This is a genomic window from Ornithinimicrobium sufpigmenti (genome assembly GCF_004322775.1).
GTDB lineage: Bacteria > Actinomycetota > Actinomycetes > Actinomycetales > Dermatophilaceae > Ornithinicoccus > Ornithinicoccus sufpigmenti.
Map to the genome: position 1 here is coordinate 2,340,302 of NZ_CP036403.1, position 24,814 is coordinate 2,365,115.

General features: G+C 71.7%; 23 protein-coding genes. 8 read left to right on the top strand and 15 right to left on the bottom strand.

The genetic code is table 11. The annotated features are described in order from the left end of the window. Positions 1 to 2: 2 nt before the first annotated feature. Positions 3 to 809: an SURF1 family cytochrome oxidase biogenesis protein gene (locus tag ESZ52_RS10745; protein WP_131104934.1), complete on the top strand. Its 807-nt coding sequence runs from the start codon at positions 3 to 5 to the stop codon at positions 807 to 809. Between the two features lie 184 nt (positions 810 to 993). Beyond that, on the top strand, positions 994 to 1,761 hold the full coding sequence (locus tag ESZ52_RS10750) for an SDR family oxidoreductase (RefSeq protein WP_131104935.1): 768 nt from the start codon (positions 994 to 996) through the stop codon (positions 1,759 to 1,761). A 67-nt stretch (positions 1,762 to 1,828) separates the two neighbouring features. Here ESZ52_RS10750 and ESZ52_RS10755 read toward each other — a convergent pair whose 3' ends face one another. Both ESZ52_RS10755 and ESZ52_RS10760 read right to left on the bottom strand, forming a co-directional pair. Next, complete coding sequence (locus tag ESZ52_RS10755) at positions 1,829 to 3,712, bottom strand: ABC transporter ATP-binding protein (RefSeq protein ID WP_131104936.1); 1,884 nt, start codon at positions 3,710 to 3,712, stop codon at positions 1,829 to 1,831. A 22-nt stretch (positions 3,713 to 3,734) separates the two neighbouring features. Further along, positions 3,735 to 5,333, bottom strand: coding sequence for an ABC-F family ATP-binding cassette domain-containing protein (locus tag ESZ52_RS10760; protein WP_131104937.1), 1,599 nt, complete (start codon positions 5,331 to 5,333; stop codon positions 3,735 to 3,737). Between the two features lie 199 nt (positions 5,334 to 5,532). Here ESZ52_RS10760 and ESZ52_RS19720 point away from each other — a divergent pair, with 199 nt between their 5' ends. The 4 genes from ESZ52_RS19720 to ESZ52_RS10775 all read left to right on the top strand — a co-directional run bounded on the left by ESZ52_RS19720 (position 5,533) and on the right by ESZ52_RS10775 (position 10,027). After that, entirely contained in the window at positions 5,533 to 5,676 is a 144-nt protein-coding gene (locus tag ESZ52_RS19720; RefSeq protein ID WP_238154591.1) for a hypothetical protein, read from the top strand. Then, positions 5,634 to 6,434: a KPN_02809 family neutral zinc metallopeptidase gene (ypfJ, locus tag ESZ52_RS10765; protein ID WP_238154592.1), complete on the top strand. Its 801-nt coding sequence runs from the start codon at positions 5,634 to 5,636 to the stop codon at positions 6,432 to 6,434. The genes ESZ52_RS19720 and ypfJ overlap by 43 nt, the downstream gene beginning before the upstream one ends. A gap of 214 nt (positions 6,435 to 6,648) precedes the next feature. Beyond that, on the top strand, positions 6,649 to 8,088 hold the full coding sequence (locus ESZ52_RS10770) for a dicarboxylate/amino acid:cation symporter (protein WP_425600011.1): 1,440 nt from the start codon (positions 6,649 to 6,651) through the stop codon (positions 8,086 to 8,088). Between the two features lie 772 nt (positions 8,089 to 8,860). Then, positions 8,861 to 10,027, top strand: a complete 1,167-nt coding sequence (locus ESZ52_RS10775; RefSeq protein ID WP_131104940.1) for a hypothetical protein — start codon at positions 8,861 to 8,863, stop codon at positions 10,025 to 10,027. A gap of 34 nt (positions 10,028 to 10,061) precedes the next feature. Here the strand turns inward: ESZ52_RS10775 and ESZ52_RS10780 are convergent, their stop codons facing one another. The 11 genes from ESZ52_RS10780 to ESZ52_RS10830 form a co-directional block, all read right to left on the bottom strand. After that, positions 10,062 to 10,769 (bottom strand): acVLRF1 family peptidyl-tRNA hydrolase, encoded by a 708-nt coding sequence (locus tag ESZ52_RS10780; RefSeq protein ID WP_131104941.1) that lies wholly within the window; start codon positions 10,767 to 10,769, stop codon positions 10,062 to 10,064. A 60-nt stretch (positions 10,770 to 10,829) separates the two neighbouring features. Further along, positions 10,830 to 11,153: a metal-sulfur cluster assembly factor gene (locus tag ESZ52_RS10785; RefSeq protein WP_131104942.1), complete on the bottom strand. Its 324-nt coding sequence runs from the start codon at positions 11,151 to 11,153 to the stop codon at positions 10,830 to 10,832. 43 nt (positions 11,154 to 11,196) lie between these two features. Further along, positions 11,197 to 11,697 carry a Fe-S cluster assembly sulfur transfer protein SufU gene (gene sufU, locus ESZ52_RS10790; RefSeq protein ID WP_131104943.1) on the bottom strand — a complete coding sequence of 167 codons (501 nt, stop codon included), beginning with the start codon at positions 11,695 to 11,697 and terminating at the stop codon, positions 11,197 to 11,199. Next, on the bottom strand, positions 11,697 to 13,049 hold the full coding sequence (locus ESZ52_RS10795; RefSeq protein WP_131104944.1) for a SufS family cysteine desulfurase: 1,353 nt from the start codon (positions 13,047 to 13,049) through the stop codon (positions 11,697 to 11,699). Before ESZ52_RS10795 ends, sufU begins: the two co-directional genes overlap by 1 nt. A gap of 79 nt (positions 13,050 to 13,128) precedes the next feature. Continuing rightward, positions 13,129 to 13,887, bottom strand: a complete 759-nt coding sequence (gene sufC / locus ESZ52_RS10800) for a Fe-S cluster assembly ATPase SufC (protein ID WP_131104945.1) — start codon at positions 13,885 to 13,887, stop codon at positions 13,129 to 13,131. Between the two features lie 48 nt (positions 13,888 to 13,935). Then, positions 13,936 to 14,259 carry a non-heme iron oxygenase ferredoxin subunit gene (locus ESZ52_RS10805; RefSeq protein WP_131104946.1) on the bottom strand — a complete coding sequence of 108 codons (324 nt, stop codon included), beginning with the start codon at positions 14,257 to 14,259 and terminating at the stop codon, positions 13,936 to 13,938. Then, positions 14,256 to 15,491 carry a Fe-S cluster assembly protein SufD gene (gene sufD, locus ESZ52_RS10810; protein WP_131104947.1) on the bottom strand — a complete coding sequence of 412 codons (1,236 nt, stop codon included), beginning with the start codon at positions 15,489 to 15,491 and terminating at the stop codon, positions 14,256 to 14,258. Before sufD ends, ESZ52_RS10805 begins: the two co-directional genes overlap by 4 nt. Beyond that, positions 15,491 to 16,912: a Fe-S cluster assembly protein SufB gene (gene sufB / locus ESZ52_RS10815; protein WP_131104948.1), complete on the bottom strand. Its 1,422-nt coding sequence runs from the start codon at positions 16,910 to 16,912 to the stop codon at positions 15,491 to 15,493. Before sufB ends, sufD begins: the two co-directional genes overlap by 1 nt. Before the next feature lies 1 nt (position 16,913). Then, positions 16,914 to 17,738 carry a helix-turn-helix transcriptional regulator gene (locus ESZ52_RS10820; protein ID WP_238154593.1) on the bottom strand — a complete coding sequence of 275 codons (825 nt, stop codon included), beginning with the start codon at positions 17,736 to 17,738 and terminating at the stop codon, positions 16,914 to 16,916. A 40-nt stretch (positions 17,739 to 17,778) separates the two neighbouring features. Beyond that, a complete protein-coding gene (locus ESZ52_RS10825; protein WP_238154594.1) occupies positions 17,779 to 18,540 on the bottom strand; it encodes an ABC transporter permease in 762 nt (253 codons plus the stop codon). Beyond that, a complete protein-coding gene (locus ESZ52_RS10830) occupies positions 18,537 to 19,283 on the bottom strand; it encodes an ABC transporter ATP-binding protein (RefSeq protein WP_238154608.1) in 747 nt (248 codons plus the stop codon). Before ESZ52_RS10830 ends, ESZ52_RS10825 begins: the two co-directional genes overlap by 4 nt. Before the next feature lie 82 nt (positions 19,284 to 19,365). On the opposite strand from ESZ52_RS10830, the gene ESZ52_RS10835 reads away from it, so the two are divergent. Beyond that, on the top strand, positions 19,366 to 20,250 hold the full coding sequence (locus tag ESZ52_RS10835; RefSeq protein ID WP_131104951.1) for an alpha/beta hydrolase: 885 nt from the start codon (positions 19,366 to 19,368) through the stop codon (positions 20,248 to 20,250). Positions 20,251 to 20,263: 13 nt separating this feature from the next. Here ESZ52_RS10835 and ESZ52_RS10840 read toward each other — a convergent pair whose 3' ends face one another. Together ESZ52_RS10840 and ESZ52_RS10845 are read right to left on the bottom strand one after the other, a co-directional pair. Next, positions 20,264 to 21,289: a COX15/CtaA family protein gene (locus ESZ52_RS10840; protein ID WP_238154595.1), complete on the bottom strand. Its 1,026-nt coding sequence runs from the start codon at positions 21,287 to 21,289 to the stop codon at positions 20,264 to 20,266. A 5-nt stretch (positions 21,290 to 21,294) separates the two neighbouring features. Further along, positions 21,295 to 22,269, bottom strand: a complete 975-nt coding sequence (locus ESZ52_RS10845; protein ID WP_131104952.1) for a heme o synthase — start codon at positions 22,267 to 22,269, stop codon at positions 21,295 to 21,297. Positions 22,270 to 22,493: 224 nt separating this feature from the next. On the opposite strand from ESZ52_RS10845, the gene ESZ52_RS10850 reads away from it, so the two are divergent. Next, positions 22,494 to 24,794 (top strand): transketolase family protein, encoded by a 2,301-nt coding sequence (locus ESZ52_RS10850; RefSeq protein WP_238154596.1) that lies wholly within the window; start codon positions 22,494 to 22,496, stop codon positions 24,792 to 24,794. Positions 24,795 to 24,814 lie beyond the last annotated feature (20 nt).

Here is a 24,814-nt window from a genome sequence, read left to right on the forward strand (position 1 = left end):
GCGTGTGGACCGTCCTGCGGCAGCCGCGCTGGCTGCTCTATCTCGTGCTGGCCGTGGTCTTCGGGGTGATCACGGCCATGCTGGGTGCCTGGCAGTGGGACCGGCACCAGTCCCGGGTCGAGCGTCGCGATGTCATCGAGGCCAACTACTTCGGTGAGCCTCAACCCCTGGTCGAGGTCCTTCCCCGCGGGCAACAGCTGCCGGCTGGGGACGAGTGGAGCCGGGTGACGGTGAGCGGCACCTACGACGCCGACGGCCAGCACCTGGTGCGCAACCGCCCCCACCAGCGGGTGTACGGCTACGAGGTCCTCGTGCCCCTGGTGCTGGATGATGGCCAGGTCCTGGTCGTGGACCGGGGCTGGGTCCAGAACGCCCCGACGGCCAGCGAGCTGCCGGACGTCCCGGCGCCCCCTCGAGGTCAGGTCCAGGTCCAGGGTTGGCTGCGGCCGAGCGAACCCGACCTCGGCCGCGATCTGCCGGCCGGCCAGCTGGCCTCCATCGACCTCCCCCGCATGTCCGAGATGGTGAACGCCCCCGTGGTGGGTGCCTACCTCGTGCTGGAGTCCGAGTCGCCTGCCCCGCCGGCACGCCCTGCCCCCCTGGACCCGCCCGACACGGGGTTGCGCTCCCACTTCGCCTACGCCCTGCAGTGGTGGCTGACCGTCCCCGTCGGCCTCATCCTCGTCCTGGTCATGGCTCGCCGCGAGGCCGAGGAGCAGTCCGGCGAGGCCCCCGCCCGCTCCGCCCCGGCACGTCCCAAGAAGGTCCGCATCTGGGACGAGGAAGACTACGACGAGGAAGACGACTAAGTCCTCCAAGCCCTCGCCGGACCCACAGAGCACGCCAAAGGGCCCAACAGAACACGTCACAAGGCCCCACAGGACACGTCAGAAGGCCTCACCGAGCACGCCAGAAGGCCCGACGGGACACGCCACAAGGCCGCACCGAGCACGCCGCGACCGGCGCCACCGGCCGATATGGGAACGTGACCACATGGATCTCGGACTCGCAGGACGCGCCTACCTCGTCACCGGAGCCTCCCGCGGGCTCGGTCATGCCACCGCCCGGGCGCTCGTGCGGGACGGAGCGCACGTCGTCATCACCGGCCGGGACCAGGCGTCGGTCACCGAGGCCGCGCGCGCTCTGAGCGAGCTCGGCCCGGGCCGAGCTCTGGGTGTCGCGGCGGACCAGGCCGACCCCGACGCGGCGGCGGAGCTGCTCGCACGGACCCGGGCGGAGTTCGGCCGGGTCGACGGCGTCGTCATCAGCGTCGGCGGGCCGCCTGCCGGGTCGGCCACGACGGTCACCGACGACCAGTGGCGCGCCGCCTTCGAGAGCGTCTTCCTGGGGGCGGTCCGTCTGGCACGCACCGCCCTGGTGGAGGCCACTGACCCGATCGCGGTGACCCTCGTCCTGTCCTCGTCCGTGCGCTCGCCGCTGTCCGGCCTGGCGATCAGCAACGGCCTGCGGCCGGGACTGGCGATGACCGCCAAGACGCTCGCCGACGAGCACGGCCCGGACGGCCACCGGGTCAACGTCGTCCTGCCGGGGCGCATCGAGACCGACCGGCTCCGTGCGCTGGACGCCACGGCGGATGACCCCCAGGAGGCGCGCCGCCGCTCCGAGGCGACGATCCCGCTGCGCCGCTACGGCCGCCCGGACGAGTTCGGCGCCGTGACCGCGTTCGTCACCAGTCCGGCCGCGTCCTACATGACCGGTTCGGTCCTCACCGTCGACGGGGGCGCGGTCCGCTCCCTCTGAGCCGGGCTCCGACACGGACCAGGTGGCAGCCGGTCCGGCGGCGGCCCGCCCCGTCCGACCGACGCCGCTACCCGCCGTCGACCGCCGGTGCCACGCCGAACTGGGTGCGGTGCAGGGCGGCATACAGCCCGCCGAGGGCCAGCAGCTCGGGGTGCGTGCCCTGCTCGACGATGCGGCCGCGCTCGAGCACCAGGATCAGGTCGGCGTCGCGGACCGTGGAGAGCCGGTGGGCGATCACCAGGGACGTGCGCCCGTGGAGGGCCTCGTCGAGAGCGAGCTGAACCGCCGCCTCCGACTCGCTGTCCAGATGGGCGGTGGCCTCGTCCAGGACGACCACCGCAGGTGACTTCAGCAGCAGCCGCGCGATCGCCAGGCGCTGCTTCTCGCCCCCGGAGAGCCGGTGGCCCCGGTCGCCGACCACGGTGTCCAGCCCGTCGGGCAGGCGCCGGACCAGGTCGGCAATCTGGGCGCCCTCCAGGGCGGCCCACACCTCCTCCTCGGTGGCCTCGGGCCGGGCATAGAGCAGGTTGGCCCGCACGCTGTCGTTGAACATGTGCGCCTCCTGCGTCACCACCCCGACGGTCTCCCGCAGTGAGGAGAAGGAAGCGGTCCGCAGGTCCACGTCACCGATGCGCACCGTCCCCGAGGTCGGGTCGTAGAGCCGGGAGACCAGCGCGGTCAGCGTGGTCTTGCCCGCCCCCGACGGCCCCACCAGCGCCACCATCGACCCGGCCGGGACCTGGGCCGTGATGCCGGTGAGCACGGGGCCACCGTCGGCGGTCTCCCCACCCTCCGGGCGGTGCTCCAGCGAGGCCAGCGAGACCTCGTCGGAGGCCGGGTAGGCGAAGTCGACGTCCTCGAGGGTCACCCCCACCGGCCCGGACGGGATGTCGACGGGCTCGTCGGCCTCGCGGACGAGCGGCTGGAGGTCGAGCACCTCGAAGATCCGCTCGAAGCTGACGATCGCCGTCATGATGTCGACGCGCACATTCGACAGGGCGGTGAGCGGGGCGTAGAGCTGGGCCAGCAGCGCCGCCATCGCCACCAGGGTGCCGGTGGTCAGCTCCCCCGCGATCGCCATCAGCCCGCCCATCCCGTAGACCAGCGCGGTGGCCAAGGACGCGACCAGCCCCAGGCCGGCCAGGAAGATCACCCGGTTGACCGCGATGGCCACCCCGGCGTCGCGCACCCCGCGGGCGCGCTCGGCATACTCCTGCTCCTCCTGGCGCGGACGGCCGAAGAGCCGCACCAGCAGCGCCCCCGCGACGTTGAACCGCTCGGTCATCCGGGTCTGCATGTCGGCGTTGAGGACCATCTGGCGCCGGGTCAGCGCCGACAGCCGGGCGCCCATGAGCCGGGCCGGCACCAGGAACAGCGGCAGCAGCAGCAGCGCCAGCACGGTGATCTGCCAGCTCATCGACAGCAGCGCCACGACGATGAAGACCATCGTGACCACGTTGCCCAGGAGCCCGGAGAGCACCGAGGTGAACGCCGCCTGGGCCCCGATGACGTCGGAGTTCAGGCGGGAGACCAGCGCACCGGTCTGGGCCCGGGTGAAGAACGCCACCGGTTGGCGCAGCACGTGCGCGAAGACCTCGCGCCGCAGGTCGAGGATCAGCCCTTCCCCGATGCGCGAGCTGACCCATCGGGTCACGACCGTGGTCACCGCCCCGACGAAGGCCAGCCCGGCCACCACCAGGCCCCAGCGGATGACGACGCCCCGCTCCCCCAGCTCCACACCGTCGTCGATGATCCGCTGCAGCAGCAGGGGCACCGCCACCGCGACCACCCCGCCCAGCACGGCGAGGAACAGGTAGGCCACCACCTCGGGCACGAACGGCCGACCGTATGCGGCCACCCGCCGGGCGGTCTCCCGGCCCACCTTGTGCGAGCGCACGCTGGGGTCCTTGGTGAAGCTGTGGATCCCGCCCCGGACACCGGGCATCGTCATGTCAGCTCCTCACTGCGGCGGCTCAGGCGAGCGCGATCAGGTCCTCGTAGTCCCGTCCCCAGAGGTCCTCCACACCGTCCGGCAGCAGCAGGACACGCTCGGGCTCCAGGGCCTGCACGGCACCCTCGTCGTGGCTGACGAGGACGACCGCACCCTCGTAGGAGCGCAGGGCGGCCAGGACTTCTTCCCGGGAGGCCGGGTCCAGGTTGTTCGTCGGCTCGTCGAGCAGCAGCACATTGGCCGCGGAGACGACCAGGATGGCCAGCGCCAGCCGCGTCTTCTCCCCGCCCGAGAGCACCCCGGCGGGCTTGTCGACGTCGTCGCCGGAGAAGAGGAAGGAGCCCAGCACCTTGCGGGTGTCGGTCTCGTCCAGGTCAGGCGCGGCGGACTTCATGTTCTCCAGCACCGAGCGGGTGACGTCGAGGGTCTCGTGCTCCTGGGCGTAGTAGCCGAGCTTGAGACCGTGCCCCGGCAGAACCGCCCCGGTGTCGGGCTGGTCGATGCCGGCCAGCAGCCGCAGCAGCGTGGTCTTGCCGGCACCGTTGAGGCCGAGCACGACCACCTTGGAGCCACGGTCGATGGCCAGGTCGACGTCGGTGAAGATCTCCAGGGAGCCGTAGGAGCGGGAGAGCCCCTCCGCCATGAGCGGCGTCTTCCCGCAGGGGGCCGGGGTCGGGAAGCGGAGCTTGGCCACCTTGTCGCTCTGCCGCTCCCCCTCCAGCCCGGCCAGCATCCGCTCGGCCCGGCGGGCCATGTTCTGCGCAGCCACGGCCTTGGTCGCCTTGGCGCGCATCTTGTCGGCCTGCACCATCAGCGCGGCGGCCTTCTTCTCGGTGTTGGCCCGCTCGCGGTGCCGTCGCCGCTCGTCCGCCTCGCGCTGGGCCAGGTAGTTCTTCCAGCCCATGTTGTAGACGTCCATCACCTGACGGTTGGCGTCGAGGTAGAAGACCTTGTTCACCACCTGGTCGATCAGGGCCACGTCGTGGGAGATGACCATCAGGCCGCCGCTGTAGGTCTTCAGGTGGTCCCGCAGCCAGACGACCGAGTCGGCGTCCAGGTGGTTGGTCGGCTCGTCGAGCAGCAGCGTCTCCGCGCCGGAGAACAGGATGCGGGCCAGCTCGATCCGCCGACGCTGACCGCCGGAGAGGGTGTTGAGCGGCTGGCCCAGCACCCGGTCCGGCAGCCCCAGGCTGGAGGCGATGGAGGCGGCCTCGCTCTCCGCGGCATACCCGCCGCGGCTGGTGAACTCCGCCTCCAGGCGCGAGTACCGCCGCATCGCCTTCTCCCGCGCCTCGCCGTCGGCCTGCCCCATCGCCTCCTCGGCGGCACGCATCCCGCGGATCACCTCGTCCAGCCCCCGGGCGGACAGGATTCGGTCGCGTCCCAGCACCTCCAGGTCGCCGGTGCGCGGGTCCTGCGGCAGGTAACCGATCTCCCCGGTCCGGCTGATCGTGCCGGCGGCGGGCTGGCCGTCCCCGGCGAGGATCTTGGTCAACGTCGTCTTGCCGGCACCGTTGCGCCCGACCAGGCCCACCCGGTCGCCCGGGCCCACCCGGAAGGTCACGTCCTCCATGAGCAGGCGGGAGCCCACGCGGATCTCGACGCCGGCGGCGGTGATCACGAGCGGTCTCCTTCGGGGGCAGCTTCTTGGGGCAGCGGGCAGCCTGGTGCGGCGGCGAGGGGGGTATGTGGTGCGCCCGGCTCGACACGGCGGCCGGGCAGGCAGATGACTAGTCTACGCGCTAGACGTCTGGTCTCCCGACCGGCACCGACCAGCGGAGGACCCTCGATGACCTTCCGGGAGAACGCCAACATCAGCGGTGGCCGGGCCCGCCGTGGGGGCGGCGGCCGTGGTGGTCGGGGTGGTCGGGGTGGTCCTGTTCGTCGTGGCGGCGGCCGAGCTGGCGGTCGTGGGGGTGGGGTGGCCGTCGGCGGCGGCGTCGGCGCGCTGCTCCTGGCCGTGATCGTGCTCCTCTTCGGCGGTGACCCTGGGGACGTGCTGGGCGGCGGTGGTCAGCAGCAGGTGTCCACCAACGCCCAGGAGGTCGACCTCGCGCAGTGCCGGACCGGCGCGGACGCGAACGAGTTCGTCGACTGCCGGATGAAGGGCGGGATGGCCTCCCTGGAGAACTACTGGACCCGCGCGTCCCCGGACACCCCGCCGGCGACGGCGATCCTGTTCACCGGGCAGGTCGATACCCAGTGCGGGGCGGCCAGCAGTGCCGTCGGGCCGTTCTACTGCCCGCTGGACCGGCAGATCTACCTCGACACCAGCTTCTTCAACCAGCTGCAGGGACAGCTGGGTGCCCGGGGCGGCTCGCTCGGTGAGCTCTACGTCCTGGGGCACGAGTACGGCCACCACATCCAGAACTACACCGGTGCCCTCCAGGCCTCGCAGCAGTCGCGGTCGGGGCCGGAGTCCGGCGCAGTCCGGGTCGAGCTGCAGGCCGACTGCTTCGCCGGTGCCTGGCTGGGTGAGGTCTCCCGCGGCCAGGACGCCCTGCTGGAGCCGCCCACGGAGGAGCAGATCCGTTCAGCCCTGTCGGCCGCCGCAGCTGTCGGGGACGACTCGATCCAGGAGCGGGTGCAGGGGCAGGTCACCCCGCACACGTGGACCCACGGCTCCTCCGAGCAGCGGACGGGCTGGTTCATGCGCGGCTACCAGAGCGCCGACCCGAACCAGTGCGACGTGCTCAACGCGGGCAGCGTCGAGGACTACTGAGGCGACGACCCCAGCACGACCGGAGCGACGACCGAAGCGACTGCTGCCGAGTGTGACGCACCTCATACCAAACGTGGGGAATGGGGATCCATAAGCACAGGTTGCTCACAGTCGTGCCGTCCCCGCGGCACCCGGGGGCACCCACCATCACGCAGGATCCCCGGTCGTCCCTGTTCGCGAAAGGCTCGTCCTCGTGCTTGCTCGTCTTCCTCGGGTGTCCTTCGGCACCCAGGTCCTGATCGGCCTGGTGCTCGGCATCGTGCTGGGCCTGGTCGCCCGGGCCAGCGGCGCCAGCGCCGACAACCCGACCTGGCTCTCGGAGACCATGCGGATCATCGGGTCCTCGTTCGTCACCCTGCTGCGCACCATCGTGCCCCCGCTGGTCTTCCTGGCCATCGTCTCCTCGATCGCCAACCTGCAGCAGGTCGCCAACGCCGCCCGGCTCGCCTGGCAGACCCTGGTCTGGTTCGCGATCACCGCCCTGGCCTCGGTCGTCATCGGCATCACCGTCGGCCTGCTCCTGGACCCGGCCCGCGGCGCAGGTGTCACCGCGGCCGACGCGGCCGAGCCCGGCCGCACCGGCGGCTGGCTGGACTTCCTCACCGGCATCATCCCGGCCAACATGCTCGGGCTGGGCGCCAGCGCCGGCCAGGACGACTCGATCTCGCTGTCCTTCAACGTCCTGCAGATCCTCGTCGTGGCGATCGCCGTCGGCGTCGCTGTGGTGAAGGTCGGCAAGGAGGCCGAGCCCTTCCTCAACTTCACCCGGTCCGCGCTCGCCGTGGTCCAGAAGGTCCTGTGGTGGATCATCCGGCTCGCGCCGCTGGCCACCGTCGGTCTGCTCGGCAACGCGATCGTCGCCTACGGCTGGGACACCATCGGCTCGCTCGGCCGGTTCACCCTGGCCGTCTACGTCGGCCTGCTGCTGGTCATCGGCGTGCTCTACCCGCTGGTGCTGCGCTTCAACGGCCTGTCGGTGCGGCAGTTCTTCTCCGGCGCCTGGCCGGCCATCCAGCTCGGCTTCGTCTCCCGCTCCTCGATCGGCACCATGCCGGTCACCCAGGCGGTCACCGAGCGCAATCTCGGCGTGCCCCGCGCCTACTCCTCCTTCGCCGTGCCGCTGGGCGCCACGACGAAGATGGACGGCTGCGCGGCTATCTACCCGGCGATCGCCGCGATCTTCGTGGCCGAGTTCTTCGGGATGCAGCTGGGCCTGACCGAGTACCTGCTCATCGCCTTCGTCGCGGTGATCGGCTCGGCCGCCACCGCCGGTGTGACCGGCGCGACAGTCATGCTCACCCTGACCCTGTCGACCCTCGGGCTGCCTCTGGAGGGCGTGGGTCTGCTGCTCGCCGTCGACCCGATCCTGGACATGGGCCGCACCGCCACCAACGTGGCCGGCCAGTCCCTGGTCGCCGCGGTCGTGGCCAAGCGGGAGGGCATCCTCGACCAGGACGCGTATGACGCGCCTCGCCGCGGTCTGCCCTGGGCCACCGAGGCTCCCGCGGAGGACCAGGCCGACCACCACCTCGAGCCGGTCACCGTGGGCGCCACCCAGGGCCAGGTGGCGGAAGCGTCCGACGAGGCCCCTCACCCCCAGGACGGCCGCTCCGGCGCGCGCACCTCGGCGGAGACGGACACCACGCAGCGCTGACACTGCTGCCGGTCGGACGTCGTCAGGACCGCTGTCCGTCCGGCAACTGCGAGAAGGGCCCGGCACCACCAGGTGCCGGGCCCTTCTGCTGCGCCTCGCCTCGATCCGGACCGGCCGGTCGCGCTGCAGTACGACGAACCGCGCCGACCCTTGCCGCAGGACCTACGCCCGAGGAGGATTGGCTCGCTAGCCACGCGCCGATGCCCCGGGAGCCCGAGATGCCAAAACCTACCAACCCAGCGTCCCGGACGGCCGAAAGCGCCCTGCGAGGACTTGAGCTCTCGGCCAGGATCGGTGCCGCGCCGGCCGACCCGATCGCGACCGAGATCACACGGCTCGAGAACGAGACCAAGCTGCTCAAGGCCACGCAGGCGCGGGCGGAGGCCGGCGGTGCGGCCGCAGCTGGTGTGGTGGGCGGCACCCCGGGAGCGCCCGAAGGGACGTTGACCCTGGACGACACGGCCGGGGCCCTCGCCCCCTGGGTAGCTCGGCGGGAGCTTGGCAACGCCGTTGCCGTCATCGCCACCCAGGTCAAGAACGCGTTGATGGCAGCTGTGGCGTCGCCGACTGCCGGTGACGCGGCGGTCTCGGGACCGCGCCGGGTAGAAAGACCTCCAGGCTCTGCCAGGGTTCTGGTGACGGACGACCCGGCCCTGTTCAACGGCGACTGGGAGGCGCAGAGTTGCTGGGGCGACGTCTTGAGGCCCAGTGCCAAGACCTCAGGACACTCAAGGAGGGTGTGGCAGCGGCGACCAGGGACGTGGGAGGTGTGGTGCGTACCTGGGTAGACGCCGACGAGACCACCCAGGACAAGCGCAGGCCGCTGAGCCACCGTGCGTTCGGCCTGCGCAACCTGCTGACCGCCACAGCGGCGCCGGAGCCCGGAGTCGCTGCCCACGACGACGCCTCCAAGAGCGAGGTCGGAGCAGGCCCGGCCGCGGCGGGCAGCGCCGAGTCACCCCTGGCCCTCGCCCTGCAGCTGGTGGCCCTGACCAGGACCGACACCACGGTCACCGGGCGGACCGTGACCGCCGGTGACCGGGAGCTGGTCATGGGCGTCGCGGCCGCACTCGCCGGCGCGCTGGGTGATTCCTGCACCGTGGTTGCCGACGGGATGACCACAGTCCCGCCGGACTCGCCCCTCTTGGGGGCGATGGACCGACGCGCCGAGCTGCGCGCCGCACTGGCACACGAGCTGGCGCAGCTGGGCGGCCGTCTGGCTGTGGCCCAGGCAGCTGCGGCGCTCCTCGAGGGCACGCCGGCCCAGGAGGAGGAAGAGGAGACGCACGAGGATGACGGCCAGGGCGAGGCCGAGGACGACACCGGCGGTCCGCGTGACGACCATGATGACCATCACCCACAGAGCGAGGCGCTCAGCCCAGCCGATGCCGAGCTCCTGCGTGCGGTGACCGAGGCTTCCCTCAAGCACCTCCCCCTGTTGACCCAGGTGTCAGAGCGGGTCCTTGCGCTCGACGCAGAGATGGCTGGATGGCTCTCCGCGCCCGCCTCCGGGGGTCCGTCCCCGATGCTGGCCGCCGCTGCCCGAGAGCGACTCCACCGCTCGGCAGACGGCTACACGCACGTCCTGGTGGTGCAGAGCAACCCCCTGGCTACCGACGTGGTGACCCGCACGTCCCTGGCGGGGTCGTCAGGGAGGTTGACGCACCTAGGGTCGGCCAGCGTGTCGTGGCTCCTGGTGGAGACCGCCCACGGCGCTACCGTGGTCGGTGGCCAGTCCAGCTCAGCCGGGCGTCTCGTCCTGGACGTGGCCTCCGGCAAGACCGCGGGGAGCAGCATCGATCTGCAGGCAGCCCAGAATCTGCCAAGAGATCCTTACGCCAACTTCGAGTTGGCCGTGAAGGTCTTCCTCATCGTGGGCGCACTCGCCCTGGTGATCTTCGCCGTGACCGCACTGCTGAATCTCATCGGGGTGGGCTGAACCGGGCGGCCCGGCGTCGTCGCGTCCAGGGACCTCAGCGGGCGTTGTGCACCGTGACGCGCACCGCCAGCGCCCGACGCACGGCGTCGTCCAGGACGGCACGGCGAGGGTCCGCAAGGTCCGGCAGCGTGCGTCGAGGTATGCCGTGCAGCCGCTTCTGCGGTCCCACCGCCAGCAGGTGCAGCGCCTGGTCGCCCAGCGCTGGGTCACCGCCGAGCACCACGGCACCGACGGGGGCACCGGCCTTGTCTTCCCCCTCCCCCAGGATCCGTCGGGCGTGCCCGACGGCGGCCTCGACCAGCTCGTCGGCCTGGTGGCCACGGCGTCGGGCGAAGCGCTGCTGGCTCCAACCGCCGGCGGCAGTGCGGCCCTGCACCCGGCGGGTGCCGACCTTGTGCGCGACCAGCTCGCCCTCGGCCGTGGCGACTGCCACGGCATACCCGCCTCGGCGGACGAGCAGGAGCAGCAGCGGTCCGGGAGCCGCCCACCAGGACCGGGCACCTGCGGCCAGGGGGCCATCCGCGGCCTGCCCCGGGTGGGCGTCGGTCCAGCCCTCGAGCCGTGCCCAGGAGCCGTCCGCGGCCTGACCGCACCAGACGGCCGGCCGGCCGTGCCGGTCCAGCGGCTCGTCCGGGTCGCCGGACGCCACCGACCACGCGACCTCCCCGTGCGAGGCGGCGAACCGCTCGACCCAGCCGGGCAACCGCTCCGGGGACACCTCGACCCTGCGGGTCTGGCTCATGGGCAGATCCGCAGGGTCGGCGTCGGCGGCCGTACCGGCCCGGTCGGGCCGGGGCTCATCTCAGACGTTGAAGCCGAGGGCGCGCAGCTGCTCGCGGCCGTCCTCGGTGATCTTGTCCGGGCCCCACGGCGGCATCCAGACCCAGTTGATCCGGTGGCTGGCCACCAGACCCTCCAGGGACTCGGCGATCTGGTCCTCGATGACGTCGGTCAGCGGGCAGGCCGCCGAGGTGAGCGTCATGTCGATGACGGCGTGGTTGGCGGCGTCCACGGTCACGCCGTAGACGAGCCCCAGGTCGACGACGTTGATGCCGAGCTCGGGGTCGACGACGTCGCGCAGGGCCTCTTCGATGTCCGCGACATTGGGCGGGGTGCTGATGGTCATGGTTCCTCCAACGATAGTCGGTCGGTCAGTCAGTCGGTCAAGGTCAGGGGGCGGGATCGGTGGCGGAGCTGGCCGCCGAGATGTCGACGCCGGCGCGGGCCAGGGCGTCCAGGAGTGCGGTCCAGGGCAGCAGCGCGCACTTGACCCGGGTCGGGTAGCGGGCCACCCCGGCGAAGGCGACGCCGTCACCGATCTGCTCGGGGTCGCCGGCGTCCTTGCCCCTGCTGGTGAGCATCGCGCGCAGGTGGCCGTAGACCTCCAGCGCCTCCGGCACCGGGCGGCCGATGGTCTCCTCGGCGAGCACCGAGGCGGAGGCGACGGAGATGGAGCAGCCCAGCGCGTCGTAGGAGACGTCCCGGAGCACGACGCCCTCGGCACCGTCGGCCGCGGCGGCGCCGCTGGTGCCGGCCACGTGCACCCGCAGGCTGATCTCGTCGCCGCACGTGGGGTTGACGTGGTTGACCTCCACGTCGTAGGGCTCGCGCAGCCCGGCGTGCTGGGGCCGCTTGGCGTGGTCGAGGATGAGCTCGCCGTAGAGGTCCATCAGGCGCTCGCCTCCATCCCGAAGATCTGCGGCACCCGGTCCAGGGCCAGGGCGAACTGGTCGATCTCCTCGGTGGTCGTGTAGACCCCGAAGCTGGCGCGGGTCGACGCCGGCACCCGCAGGCGCCGGTGCAGGGGCCAGGCGCAGTGGTGCCCGGTCCGGACGGCGACCCCGGAGTCGTCCAGGACCTGCCCGACGTCGTGGGGGTGCACCCCGTCGACGACGAAGCTCACGGCCCCGACCCGGTCGGCCGGATCGGCGGGGCCGAGGACCCGCACCCACGGGCGCTCCCCCAGCACCTTGAGGGTATGCCGCACCAGGGCCTGGTCGTGGGCGTGCACCCGGTCGAGCCCCAGATCGGTCAGGTAGTCGAGGGCCGCGGCCAGGCCCACTGCCTGCGCGGCCATCGGCACCCCGGCCTCGAACTTGGCCGGCGGCGGGGCCCAGGTGGAGCCCTCCATCCGGACGATCTCGATCATCGAACCCCCGGTGAGGAAGGGCGGCATGGCCTCCAGCAGCCCGCGGCGGGCCCAGAGGACCCCGATCCCGGAGGGGCCGAGCGTCTTGTGCCCGGTGAAGACCAGCGCGTCCACGCCCGAGCCGGCGTCGGTGAGGGACCGGATGTCCAGGTGCGGCGCAGACTGGCAGGCGTCGACGAAGACGAGCGCTCCCACGGCCTGCGCGGCCCGGATCACCGGCGAGTCCGGACCCAGGTCGTTGAGGGTGCCGAGCACGTTGGAGACGTGCGTCAGCGCCACCACCCGGGTCGCCTCGCCGATGACGTCGGAGGGGTCCTGCAGGTAGCCGTCGTCCGTGACGCCGATCCAGCGCAGGGTGGCGCCGGTGCGGCGGCAGACCTCCTGCCAGGGGACCAGGTTGGCGTGGTGCTCCATCTCGGTGACGACGACCTCGTCTCCGGGCCCGAGACGCAGCCGATCGGCCCACACAGGGTCCGCCCCGTCCAGCGCTCCGGGCGCGGCGGCGTTGGAGAAGGCGTAGGCCAGCAGGTTCAGCCCCTCGGTGCCGTTCTTGGTGAAGACCACCTCGTCGGCGGAGGCCCCGAGGAACGACGCGACGGTCGCCCGGGCGCCCTCGAACGCCTCGGTAGCCTCCTCGGCGAGCTGGTGCGCGCCCCGGTGCACCGCAGCGTTGTGCTGCTCGTAGTACTCCCGCTCGGCGTCCAGCACCACCCGCGGCTTCTGGCTGGTGGCACCGCTGTCGAGGTAGACGAGCGGCCGGTCGTCCCGCACCCTGCGGGTGAGCAGCGGGAAGTCGGCGCGCACCGCGGCGAGCTCCTCCGCGCTGAACCCCAGGCCCGCTGCGCGGTGCGTGGTCGACCGGTCCGTCGTCATACCTCGTCCTGCTTCCGTGCTGTGTGCCGTGCTGACTGTCCTGCCTGCTCGGGCAGAGCAGTGGTCCTGCGGGTCGGGCTCAGACCGCGGCCGTGAGGTAGCGGTCGTAGCCCTCGGCCTCGAGGCGGTCGGCCAGGTCCTTGCCGCCGGACTCGGCGACGCGGCCGTCCACGAAGACGTGCACGTGGTCGGGCTCGATGTAGCGCAGGATCCGGGTGTAGTGGGTGATCAGCATGACGCCGAGCCCGGTGGTCTCCTTGACGCGGTTGACGCCCTCGGAGACGACCTTGAGCGCGTCGATGTCCAGGCCGGAGTCGGTCTCGTCCAGGATCGCCATCTTGGGCTGCAGGAGTTCCATCTGCAGGATCTCGTGGCGCTTCTTCTCACCGCCGGAGAAGCCCTCGTTGACGTTGCGCTCGGCGAAGGAGGAGTCCATGCGCAGCGCGTCCATCGCGACCTTGACGTCCTTGACCCAGGTGCGCAGCTTGGGGGCCTCGCCGTCGATCGCGGTCTTGGCGGTGCGCAGGAAGTTGGACACGGTCACGCCGGACACCTCGACGGGGTACTGCATGGCCAGGAACAGGCCGGCCTGGGCGCGCTCGTCGACCTCCATCTCCAGCACGTCCTCGCCGTCGAGCAGGATCTGCCCCTCGGTGACGGTGTACTTCGGATGGCCGGCGACGGCATAGGCCAGCGTGGACTTGCCGGAGCCGTTCGGGCCCATGATCGCGTGGGTCTCGCCGGAGTTGATGGTCAGGTCGACACCGCGGAGGATCTCCTTGGGGCCGTCCTCGGTCTCCACGCTGACGTGGAGGTTCTTGATCTCAAGAGTGGTCATGGCGCTCCTTCGGGAAGCAGTTCTTCGGTATGGGGTACGTGAGGGGTGTCAGGCGGCGAGGGTCACGAAGACGGACCCGTCGTCGCCGACGGTGACGGTGTGCACCGCGATCGGCTGGGTGGCGGGCAGCTGCCTGGGCTCGCCGGTGGCCATGTCGAACTGGGAGCCGTGCAGCCAGCACTCGATGAGCCCGCCCTCGATCTCGCCCTCGGCGAGCGAGACGTTGGCGTGGGTGCAGGTGTCGTCGAAGGCGTGGATCTGCCCGGCAGAGTCGCGGGCGATGGTCACCCGGCGACCCTCGATCTCGGCGACGGCCGCACCGACTCCTGCGGGCAGCTCGTCGACCGAGCAGACACGGACCGGTTCGCTCATGCCTGGGCGGACTCCTGGCCGGCCTCGATGGATGAGGTCAGCTCCAGCTCGGCCTCGATCGCGGCCATGATCTTGTCCACGACCTCCGGGACCCGGATCTTGGCGACGATGTCGGCGAAGAAGCCCAGGACCACCAGGCGGCGGGCGTCGTCCTTGCCGATGCCTCGGGACATCAGGTAGAAGAGCTGCTCGTCGTCGAAGCGACCCGTGGAGCTCGCGTGCCCCGCACCGGCGATCTCACCGGTCTCGATCTCCAGGTTGGGGATGGAGTCGGCGCGGGCGCCGTCGGTGAGCACCAGGTTGCGGTTGAGCTCGTAGGTGTCGATGCCCTCGGCCTCCTTGCGGATCAGCACGTCGCCGACCCAGACCGTCCGCGCACCGTCACCCTGCAGCGCACCCTTGTAGGTGACCAGGGAGGTGGTGTGCGGGGCGTTGTGGTCGACGAAGGAGCGGTGCTCCAGGTGCTGGCCGGCGTCGGCGAAGTAGACGCCCAGCAGGGTGGCGTCACCGCCGGGGCCGTCGTAGCGCACGTTGGAGTTCACCCGCACGATGCCGCCGCCGAGGCTGACCGCGATGTGCTTGTAGGTCCCGTCCCGGTTCACGAGGGCCTCGTGCTGCCCGAGGTGGATCGCGTCGTCCTCCCAGCGCTGCAGGGTGACGACGGTCAGCTCGGCGCCGTCACCGACGATGACCTCAAGGTTGCCGGTGTGGTCGGCGCTGCCGGTGTGGTCCAGGATGACCAGGGCCTTGCTGTGCCGCTCGGCCTGGAGCACGTAGTGGGCGTTGCTGCGCCGGCCCACGCCGTTGCCGTGCACCTTGACGCGCACCGGCTCGGTGACCTCAGCGTTCGCGCCGATAGTCAGGTGCAGCGCCTCGGGGGTGTTCGCGCTGGCCACCACGGCGCCGCGGTCCTCGGGCACCAGGACGGTCCCGCGCGGGGCCTGCCCGGGGGCCAGGGTGCCGACGGTGACGCCCTCGGGCGTCTCGACGGTGAACGTGGCGGCGTGGTCGTCACCGCGGTCGTCGGTCGGGGCGTCGGTGAAGACGTTGCCGAGCCGGTCGACCGGGCTGAAGCGCCACTCCTCCTCGCGGCCCGTGGGGACCGGGACGGCCTCCACGTCGAAGGAACGGAACCGGGAGGCCCGGCTCTCGTCGGGGATGCGCTCACCGCTCACCTGGGCGGCGGGGTCCACATGGGTCTTCTCGTCGTGCTCGCCAATCAGAAGCGACATCAGCCGACGGCTCCTTCCATCTGCAGTTCGATCAGGCGGTTGAGCTCGAGGGCGTACTCCATCGGCAGCTCGCGCGCGATGGGCTCCACGAACCCGCGCACGATCATCGCCATGGCCTCGGTCTCGCTCAGACCGCGGGACATCAGGTAGAACAGCTGGTTCTCCGACACCTTGGAGACGGTGGCCTCGTGGGCCATCTGCACGTCGTCCTCGCGGATGTCGTTGTAGGGGTAGGTGTCCGAGCGCGAGATCTGGTCGACCAGCAGCGCGTCGCAGACGACGCTGGAGCGGCTGTTCGTGGCGCCCTCCAGCACCTGGATCAGCCCGCGGTAGGAGCTGCGTCCACCGCCTCGGGCCACCGACTTGGAGACGATGGTGGAGGAGGTGTTCGGGGCGGCGTGCACCATCTTGGAGCCGGCGTCCTGGTGCTGGCCCTCGCCGGCGAAGGCGACCGAGAGCGTCTCGCCCTTGGAGTGCTCGCCGAGCAGGTAGACGGCCGGGTACTTCATCGTGACCTTGGACCCGATGTTGCCGTCGATCCACTCCATGGTCGCGCCCTCCTCGCAGGTGGCGCGCTTGGTGACCAGGTTGTAGACGTTGTTCGACCAGTTCTGGATGGTCGTGTAGCGCACGCGGGCATTCTTCTTGACGATGATCTCCACGACGGCGCTGTGCAGGCTGTCGGTCTTGTAGATCGGCGCGGTGCAGCCCTCGACGTAGTGCACCGAGGAGCCCTCGTCGGCGATGATCAGGGTCCGCTCGAACTGGCCCATGTTCTCGGTGTTGATCCGGAAGTAGGCCTGCAGCGGGATCTCGACATGCACGCCCTTGGGGACGTAGACGAAGGAGCCACCGGACCAGACGGCCGTGTTCAGCGCGGCGAACTTGTTGTCGCCGACCGGGATGACCGAGCCGAAGTACTCCTCGAAGATCTCCGGGTGCTCGCGCAGCGCGGTGTCGGTGTCGAGGAAGAGGACGCCCTGCTCCTCCAGGTCCTCGCGGATCTGGTGGTAGACGACCTCGGACTCGTACTGCGCGGCGACGCCGGCGACCAGGCGCTGCTTCTCCGCCTCCGGGATGCCCAGACGGTCGTAGGTGTTCTTGATGTCCTCGGGCAGGTCCTCCCAGCTGGTGGCCTGCTTCTCCGTGGACCGCACGAAGTACTTGATGTTGTCGAAGTCGATGTCCGAGAGGTCGGCGCCCCAGTGCGGCATCGGCTTCTTGCCGAACAGGCGAAGGCCCTTGAGCCGGGTCTGCAGCATCCAGTCGGGCTCGTTCTTCATCCCGGAGATGTCGCGGACGACATCCTCGGACAGGCCTCGGCGCGCGGAGGCGCCGGCCTCGTCGCTGTCGGCCCAGCCGTACTCGTACTTGCCCAGGTCCTTCAAACCCGGGTTGAGCTCCTCGATGTTGGTGCTCATCTCACGTCCTCTCGTCGGCGGGGATTGCGGGGGTGTGCTCAGTCGTGTGCTCAGTCGTGTGCTGGCGTGTGTGCTCGGGTATGGCGTACGGCCGGGGCGGCGCGTTGGCCGCCTGCTCCGGCGTGGGGGGCCCGGTGCCGAAGGCTCCGGTGGGCACGTAGGTGGTGCAGACGTGCTCGCCACCGGCCAGCGTAGCCAGCCGTTGCACGTGGACTCCGAGCACCCTCGAGATCACCTCGGTCTCGGCGTCGCAGAACTGGCGGAACTCGCTGGCGATCGAGCGCACCGGACAGTGGCCCTGGCACAGCTGGATGCCGGCCAGCCCGGTGCCGACCCCGACGGGGCGGGTGGAGGCGGCGAAGCCTTCCTCGGACAGGGCCCGGGCCAGCGCACTGGCCCGGGTGTCGAGGTCGTCGCGTCCCTCCTCCTCGACGGCTCGCTCCACGGCGACGTCGAGCTTCTGCTCCAGCTCCGCCATCCGCTCCTCGGCGAAGGCCTCGACGGCCTCGGGGCCGGCGGTGTCGGCGAGGTAGTGCAGCGCCGCGGTGGCCACGCCGCTGTAGTTGGTGCGGAACTGGTCCTGGCCCAGCGGGGTCAGCACGTAGGAGCGGGCGGGTCGACCCCGGCCGCGCTTGCCGGCGACGGGGCCGTCGTACTCGGTGATCAGCCCGGCTTCGCGCAGTGCGTCCAGGTGGCGGCGCACGGCCGCCGGCGTCAGACCCAGCTGACCGGCCAGAGCCGAGGCGCTCACCGGCCCGCTCTCCCCCACGGCGCGGCGCACCCGGTCGCGGGTCCGCGACTCGTCATGCACCTCTGCCAAATTCACTATGCCATTGTGACCTATTTCGATCCAGGACTCCAATCCGCTAGTCCGACCAGCGCAGGAGGCGGCGCGCCAGCAGGGTGGCGACCACCGCCCAGACCAGCAGAATGAGCAGCGGGGCCCAGGCCAGTGCACCGTGCACCAGCGCCGTGCGCAGCAGGTCCCCCAGGGCCGCCGAGGGCAGCAGGGAGACCACGGTGGCCAGTGCGCCGGGCAGTGCACCCGCCGGGATCAGCACCCCGCCAGCGGCGGCCAGCAGCACCCAGACCAGGTTGGCGAGTGCGAGCACGGCCTCGGCGCGCAGCGAGCCGCCCAGGCAGGCGGCGAGGGCGGCGAACGCCGCGGTGCCCAGCAGCACGGCGAGCAGGGCGGGCGCCAGCCCGACGAGCGACGGGCGCCAGCCCAGCGCCACGGCTGTGCCGCCGAGCACGACGAGCTGGATGGCGAGGACCACCAGCACCGACAGCGCCTTGGCGGTGAGCAGGCCGCCGCGACCCAGCGGGGTCGTGCCCAGCAGGCGCAGCACCCCCCACCGACGCTCGAAGCCCATGAGGATGGCCTGACCGGTGAAGGCGGTGGACATGACGGCGAGCGCCACCACCCCGGGTGCGACCACGTCGATGCGCTTCACGCCCTCGAAGGCGCCGACCGACAGGTCCGGGTAGGGCACCAGGGTGAGTCCGACCAGGGCCATCAGCGGCAGGACGACGGAGATGAGCAGCTGCTCCCCGTGCCGCAGGAGGCCGGCTGCCTCGAACCGGGCCTGGGCCAGGACCCGGGTGGGGGCGGGGGCGGGGGCGCTCACCGGTCGGTCTCCTGAGGGCTCGGGGGCACGGTCGGTCGACTGGTCGGGGATCCGCCGCGCTGGGCGTCGGTGAGGGCGAAGTAGGTCTCCTCCAGCCCTCGCTCGCCGGCCACCTCTCCCACGGTGCCGTGGGCGACGGCCCGGCCGCCGACGATGACGACGATCCGGTCGGCCAGCCGCTCGGCCTCGTCGAAGGAGTGCGTGGTGACGACCATGGACGTCCCTGCGTCGGCCTGCTCCCGGATCAGCGCGTGCACCTCGCGCCGCGCGTGCGGGTCCAGACCCGCTGCGGGCTCGTCGAGGAAGGCCACCTCGGGGCGCCCCACCAGTGCGGCCGCCAGCGCGACTCGTTGCCGCTGCCCGCCGGAGAGCCGGCGGACGGTGGTCTGCCGGAAGTCATGGATGCCCAGCCGTGCGGCCAGGAGGTCGACATCGGCCGGCTCGGCCCAGAACCGGGCGAGGTGCTGCAGCAGGGCGAGGGGCCGCACCGACTGGGGCAGGCCGCCGTCCTGCAGCATGACGCCCACCCGGGCCCGGTGCTCGGGGCTGGCCTGCCACGGGTCGGTGCCCAGCACGCGCACGGTGCCGCCGTCGGGGCGCTGCAGGCCGGTGGCGATCTCCATGGCGGTCGTCTTGCCGGCGCCGTTGGGCCCCAGCACGCAGGTGACCTCTCCGGCGGCTGCCTCCCAGGTCAGCCCCTGCAGGGCCGTGACCGCGCCGAACCGACGCTGGACGGAGTCCATGAGCAGTGCGGTGGTCGGGGCAGGGGTCACGATGGGACAGTCTAGATCGGCGTGCTGGGTGGGCCGCGTGCAGGATGGGCCCATGCAGCAGCACCGACGCCGGGCCGCACGGCCCGGCAGGTCGACGTGGAGGTGGCTCGTCGCTGCGGTCGTGGTGCTGGGCCTGCTGGGAGGAGCGGTGTTCGTGGGACAACGTCAGCTGATCTACTTCCCCAACCGGTCCGCGCCGCCCCCGGCCGCCGAAGTCATCCCCGGTGCCCGGGACGTCACCCTTGCCACCCACGACGGGCTGGAGCTCACCGCCTGGCTCGTCCCGGCGCGGGCGGACGCAGCCACGGGCGCCACAGGGGACACCGGCGACACCGGCATGGCGGTGCTCTTCCTGCCCGGCAACGGGGGCAACCGCACCGGCCGGATCCAGATCGCCGAGCACCTGTCAGCGAGGGGCCTGACGGTGCTGCTGATGGACTACCGCGGCTACGGCGGCAACCCGGGCCGGCCCACCGAGGACGGGTTGGCCGCCGACGCCCTCGCGGCACAGGAGCGGCTGGTGGCGGAGGGCTTCCCGCCGGACCGCCAGGTGTACCTCGGTGAGTCGCTCGGCACCGGCGTCGCGTCCGCGCTGGCAGCGGCCCGCCCGCCCGCCGCACTCCTGCTGCGTTCGCCCTTCACCGAGCTGGCTGACGTCGGTCGCACCCACTACCCCTGGCTGCCGGTCGGCCTGCTGCTGCGCGACCGCTACGCGGTCCTGGCGCACGTCCGGGAGCTCGACGTGCCGGTGACCGTGGTCCGGGGCACGGTGGACAGGGTGGTGCCCACCAGGCTCAGCGAGCAGGTCGCGCGGGCCGCCCCGTATCTGGTGGAGGAGCTGGTGTTCGAGGGTGCCGGACACAACGACCCGGTGATGGTCGGGCCCGAGGTGGCCGATGCCGTGCTGCGCCTGATCGACGCGGCTGCCGGACGGTAACGGGCGGTCAGGGTCAGGCGCTCGCCGGGGCCCGGTCCGGTGTCGTGCCCGGCGCGACGGGTGCGTCCTGCGCGCGGGCGGAGACCGCATACAGCTTCTCCGTGGTCATGGTCACGACGGCAGCGAGCGCCGCGGCCCCCGCCATGTGCAGCCCGACCGCCAGCTCGGGGACACCGTTGAAGAACTGGTAGTAGCCGATCCCGGCCTGGGCGGCCACGATCACGGTCAGCACCACGAAGACCCGTCGGACCGGCGCGGGCCACCGCAGCCAGAAGGAGGCCGCGAGCCCCACCACCGTGGCGGCGGTCAGGAGGTACACCGGGACCACGTGCACGCGGGTGATGACGTAGGGGTCGAACATGAGCCGCACCACCTCGCCGGCGTCCCCGGAGTGCGGGCCGGTGCCGGTGACCAGCGTCCCCAGGTAGATGGCCAGGAAGCCGCTGGCGGCCAGGACCAGGCCCAGGACGCGGGCCGAGCCACGCTGTCCGTCGGTCAGCTGACCCTTGCGCTCGGCGACGGCGACGTGCTCCAGGGAGGCCCGTCGGGTCCGGTTGACCAGGACGCTGGCGATTGCGACGAGGACCGCGGACACCACGAAGTGGATCCCCACCACCCAGGGGTTGAGGCCGGTCCGCACGGTGATGCCACCGATGACCGCCTGCAGGATGATGCCTACCCCGATCGCCAGGGCCAGCTTCCAGAACAGCGGGTGCCGTGACCGCACCCGCCACACGGACAGGAAGGTGAGCAGCGCGATGACGACCAGCACGAAGGTCAGCGTGCGGTTGCCGAACTCGATGATCCCGTGGATCCCCATCTCGGGGGTGTTCGTCCAGGACTCGTCGGTGCACCGGGGCCAGGTCGGGCACCCCAACCCGCTGCCGGTGAGCCGGACCGCTCCCCCGGTGACGATGAGCAGCGCGTTGGCCAGCAGGGAGGCCCAGGCCAGCACCCGGACCCAGGGAGTGACGTGCCCCGGCATGAGGAAGGCCAGGACGGACGAGCGGGCGGGTTCGGGGGTTCGGGAGGTGCTCACGACGTTCACAGTGGCAGCGGGTAGTACAGCAGCGGGTCGACCGCGACCCCCAGGAAGAGCAGGGTCAGGTAGCTGATCGAGTAGTGGAACAGGCGCATGGCCCCCAGCCGCTTGCCGGTTACGCCGGCCTTGGCCCGGGAGTGCAGGCGGTGGGACTCCACGACGAACAGCGCCCCGGAGACCACCGCGACCACGGCATACACCCAGCCCATCGGCGCGACCGGGATGAGCACCAGGGAGGCCAGCACGGTCGCCCAGGCGTAGAGCACCACCTGCCGGCCGACCGCGGTGTCCTCGGCGACGACGGGCAGCATCGGCACGCCGGCGTTGGCGTAGTCCTCGCGGAAGCGCATCGACAGCGGCCAGTAGTGCGGCGGCGTCCAGAAGAAGACGACCAGGAAGAGGATGACGGCCGACCACGACAGCGAGTTGGTGACCGCCGACCAGCCGATGAGGACCGGCATGCACCCGGCGACCCCGCCCCAGACGATGTTCTGGCTGGTGCGGCGCTTGAGCACCATGGTGTAGAAGACGACGTAGAGCAGGATCGCGCCCAGCGCGAGCCAGGCCGAGAACCAGTTGACGACGAGCCCGAGCCACAGCACCGAGGCCACGCCCAGCACCGCGCCGAAGACGACCGCGTTGCGCACCGGGATGGTCCCGGTCACCAGCGGCCGGTTGGCCGTGCGCTGCATCTGCGCGTCGATGTCGCGGTCCAGCACGCAGTTGAGGGTGTTGGCCGAGGCGGCCGCGAGCGAGCCACCGATCAGGGTGGCGACGATGAGCCAGACGGAGGGCACCCCACGCTCGGCGAGGAACATCACCGGGAAGGTGGTGACCAGCAGCAGCTCGATGATCCGCGGCTTGGTCAGCGACACGTAGTCCTTGACGACGGCGCCCACCGCGCCGGCCCCCCGGCGGTCCGGCCGACCCTCGTGTCCCTGGACCGGGGGCGCGGAACGTGGGTCGAGCGAGGTCACGGTGTCCTTCAGGGTCGGGAGCCGGGGGAAGGCCGCGCCCTCGGCACGGCCTTCCGTCGATGGTACTCGCTGGGCGGCCCCGGGCTCGCCCCAGCCCGCCCGTCCACCGGCCCTCGGCCCCGCCCTCGACCAGCGTCCCGGGGCCGGGGAGGGCTAAGGTCAGGTATGGCGTGACCGCCCGCGGACACGCCCGCGTCCGGCCCCCTACGTCAGGAGAGATCTTCGTGAGCGCATCCGAGCAGACCTTCACCTCCGGCCGGGACCAGAGCCTGTCCCGACCGGTCGCCGAACAGGTCGGGTGGACCGACGCGGACGTCCGGGCGGTGGACACGGTCCGGGTGCTGGCGATGGACGCGGTCGAGAACGTCGGCAGCGGGCACCCCGGCACGGCGATGAGCCTGGCGCCCCTGGCCTACCTGCTCTACCAGAACGTCATGGTGCACGACCCTTCCGAGCCGCACTGGCTGGGCCGAGACCGGTTCGTGCTGTCCGCCGGCCACTCCAGCCTCACCCAGTACGTCCAGCTCTACCTGCACGGCTACGGCCTGGAGCTGTCGGACCTGCAGGCACTGCGCACCTGGGGCAGCGCGACCCCCGGCCACCCCGAGGTCCACCACACCACGGGGGTGGAGATCACCACGGGCCCGCTCGGGTCCGGGCTGGCCTCGGCGGTCGGGATGGCGATGGCCCAACGCCGCCAGCGCGGGCTGCTCGACCCTGACGCCGCCCCCGGCGAGTCCCCCTTCGACCACCACATCTGGGTCATCGCCTCCGACGGCGACATCATGGAGGGCGTCAGCTCCGAGGCGTCGTCGCTGGCGGGGCACCAGGAGCTGTCCAACCTCACCGTCGTCTACGACCAGAATTACATCTCGATCGAGGACGACACCGACATCTCCTTCAGCGAGGACGTGGCCAAGCGCTACGAGGCCTACGGCTGGCACGTGGAGACCGTGGACTGGCGCGGCAGCGCCGGGAGCACCGGCGGGTCCGCCGAGGAGGGTGTCGACCAGCGTGAGGGCGACTACGTCGAGGACGTCGACGCCCTGTACGCCGCCCTGCAGGCCTCCCGTGAGCGCACCGACAAGCCGACCCTGGTCCTGCTGCGCACCATCATCGCCTGGCCTGCTCCGGAGGCCCAGGACACCGGCGCCTCGCACGGGTCCGCCCTGGGCGCGGAGGAGGTTGCGGCCACCAAGAAGCTGCTGGGCTTCGACCCCGAGCAGTCCTTCCCGAAGGAGCCGGAGGTGCTCGAGCACGTCCGCGCGGTGATCGACCGCGGCCAGCAGGCCCGGTCCGCCTGGCAGGAGCGCTACGACGCCTGGCGCCAGAGCAACCCCGAGGGCGCGGCCCTCCTCGACCGGCTGCAGGACAAGACCCTGCCCGAGGGCCTGGCCGACGCGATCCCCACCTTCGACGCCGACGAGAAGGGCATGGCGACACGCAAGGCCTCCGGCGAGGTGCTGAGCGCGTTGGCCCCGGTGATGCCCGAGCTGTGGGGCGGCTCCGCCGACCTCGCCGGCTCCAACAACACCACGATGAAGGGTGAGACCAGCTTCGTCCCGTCGGGCAAGGCCACGAAGATGTTCCCCGGCCACGAGTACGGCCGCACCCTGCACTTCGGCATCCGCGAGCACGCGATGGGCATGATCCTCAACGGGATCGCGCTCGAGGGGCTGACCCGCCCCTACGGCGGCACCTTCCTGGTCTTCTCCGACTACATGCGCCCGGCGGTCCGGCTGGCGTCCATCCAGCAGGCCCCGGTCATCTACGTCTGGACCCACGACAGCATCGGGCTGGGCGAGGACGGGCCGACCCACCAGCCGATCGAGCACCTGGCAGCGCTGCGCGCCATCCCGGGCCTCGACGTGGTGCGCCCGGCCGACGCCAACGAGACGGCGGTGGCCTGGCGGACCATCCTGCAGACCGTCGACCACCCCTCCGCCCTGGCCCTGACCCGCCAGAACGTGCCGACCTTCGACCGGGGCGAGGGCGGTATGGCGTCCGCCGAGGGCGTCGCCCGGGGCGCCTACGTCCTGGCCGAGGCCGAGGGCGGCACGCCCGAGGTCATCCTCATCGGCACCGGCTCCGAGGTGCAGCTGGCCGTCGCCGCCCGGGAGACCCTGCAGGCGCAGGGCGTCCCGACCCGCGTGGTCTCGATGCCGTGCCGCGAGTGGTTCGACGAGCAGGACACCGCCTACCGCGAGGAGGTCCTGCCGGCGGCCGTGCGGGCACGGGTCTCGGTCGAGGCCGGCATCTCCCTGGGCTGGCGGGAGCTGGTCGGCGACGCCGGCCGCAGCGTGAGCATCGAGCACTTCGGGGCCTCGGCTAACTACGAGCGGCTCTACCAGGAGTTCGGCATCACCGCCGAGGCCGTGGTCGACGCGGCCCGTGAGTCGCTGCAGGCCGCCCAGGGTGACCCCGCGCCCGGGCAGGGCCTCCCGCGGGAGCCGCAGGGCGAGGACAGCACCCTGGGTGACGCCGGAGAGGGCGGCACCCGGTCCACCGACGAGACCCAGCGCTGAGGCCAGGCCCTTCCCGGCAG

Excerpts from the sequence above, each read along its gene's own strand:
- ESZ52_RS10750 (WP_131104935.1), top strand. The coding sequence starts at position 994 with ATGGATCTCGGACTCGCAGGACGCGCCTACCTCGTCACCGGAGCCTCC.
- ESZ52_RS10755 (WP_131104936.1), bottom strand. The coding sequence starts at position 3,712 with ATGACGATGCCCGGTGTCCGGGGCGGGATCCACAGCTTCACCAAGGAC.
- ESZ52_RS10780 (WP_131104941.1), bottom strand. The coding sequence starts at position 10,769 with ATGAGCCAGACCCGCAGGGTCGAGGTGTCCCCGGAGCGGTTGCCCGGC.
- ESZ52_RS10785 (WP_131104942.1), bottom strand. The coding sequence starts at position 11,153 with ATGACCATCAGCACCCCGCCCAATGTCGCGGACATCGAAGAGGCCCTG.
- sufU (WP_131104943.1), bottom strand. The coding sequence starts at position 11,697 with ATGGACCTCTACGGCGAGCTCATCCTCGACCACGCCAAGCGGCCCCAG.
- ESZ52_RS10795 (WP_131104944.1), bottom strand. The coding sequence starts at position 13,049 with ATGACGACGGACCGGTCGACCACGCACCGCGCAGCGGGCCTGGGGTTC.
- sufC (WP_131104945.1), bottom strand. The coding sequence starts at position 13,887 with ATGACCACTCTTGAGATCAAGAACCTCCACGTCAGCGTGGAGACCGAG.
- ESZ52_RS10805 (WP_131104946.1), bottom strand. The coding sequence starts at position 14,259 with ATGAGCGAACCGGTCCGTGTCTGCTCGGTCGACGAGCTGCCCGCAGGA.
- sufD (WP_131104947.1), bottom strand. The coding sequence starts at position 15,491 with ATGTCGCTTCTGATTGGCGAGCACGACGAGAAGACCCATGTGGACCCC.
- sufB (WP_131104948.1), bottom strand. The coding sequence starts at position 16,912 with ATGAGCACCAACATCGAGGAGCTCAACCCGGGTTTGAAGGACCTGGGC.
- ESZ52_RS10830 (WP_238154608.1), bottom strand. The coding sequence starts at position 19,283 with ATGGACTCCGTCCAGCGTCGGTTCGGCGCGGTCACGGCCCTGCAGGGG.
- ESZ52_RS10835 (WP_131104951.1), top strand. The coding sequence starts at position 19,366 with ATGCAGCAGCACCGACGCCGGGCCGCACGGCCCGGCAGGTCGACGTGG.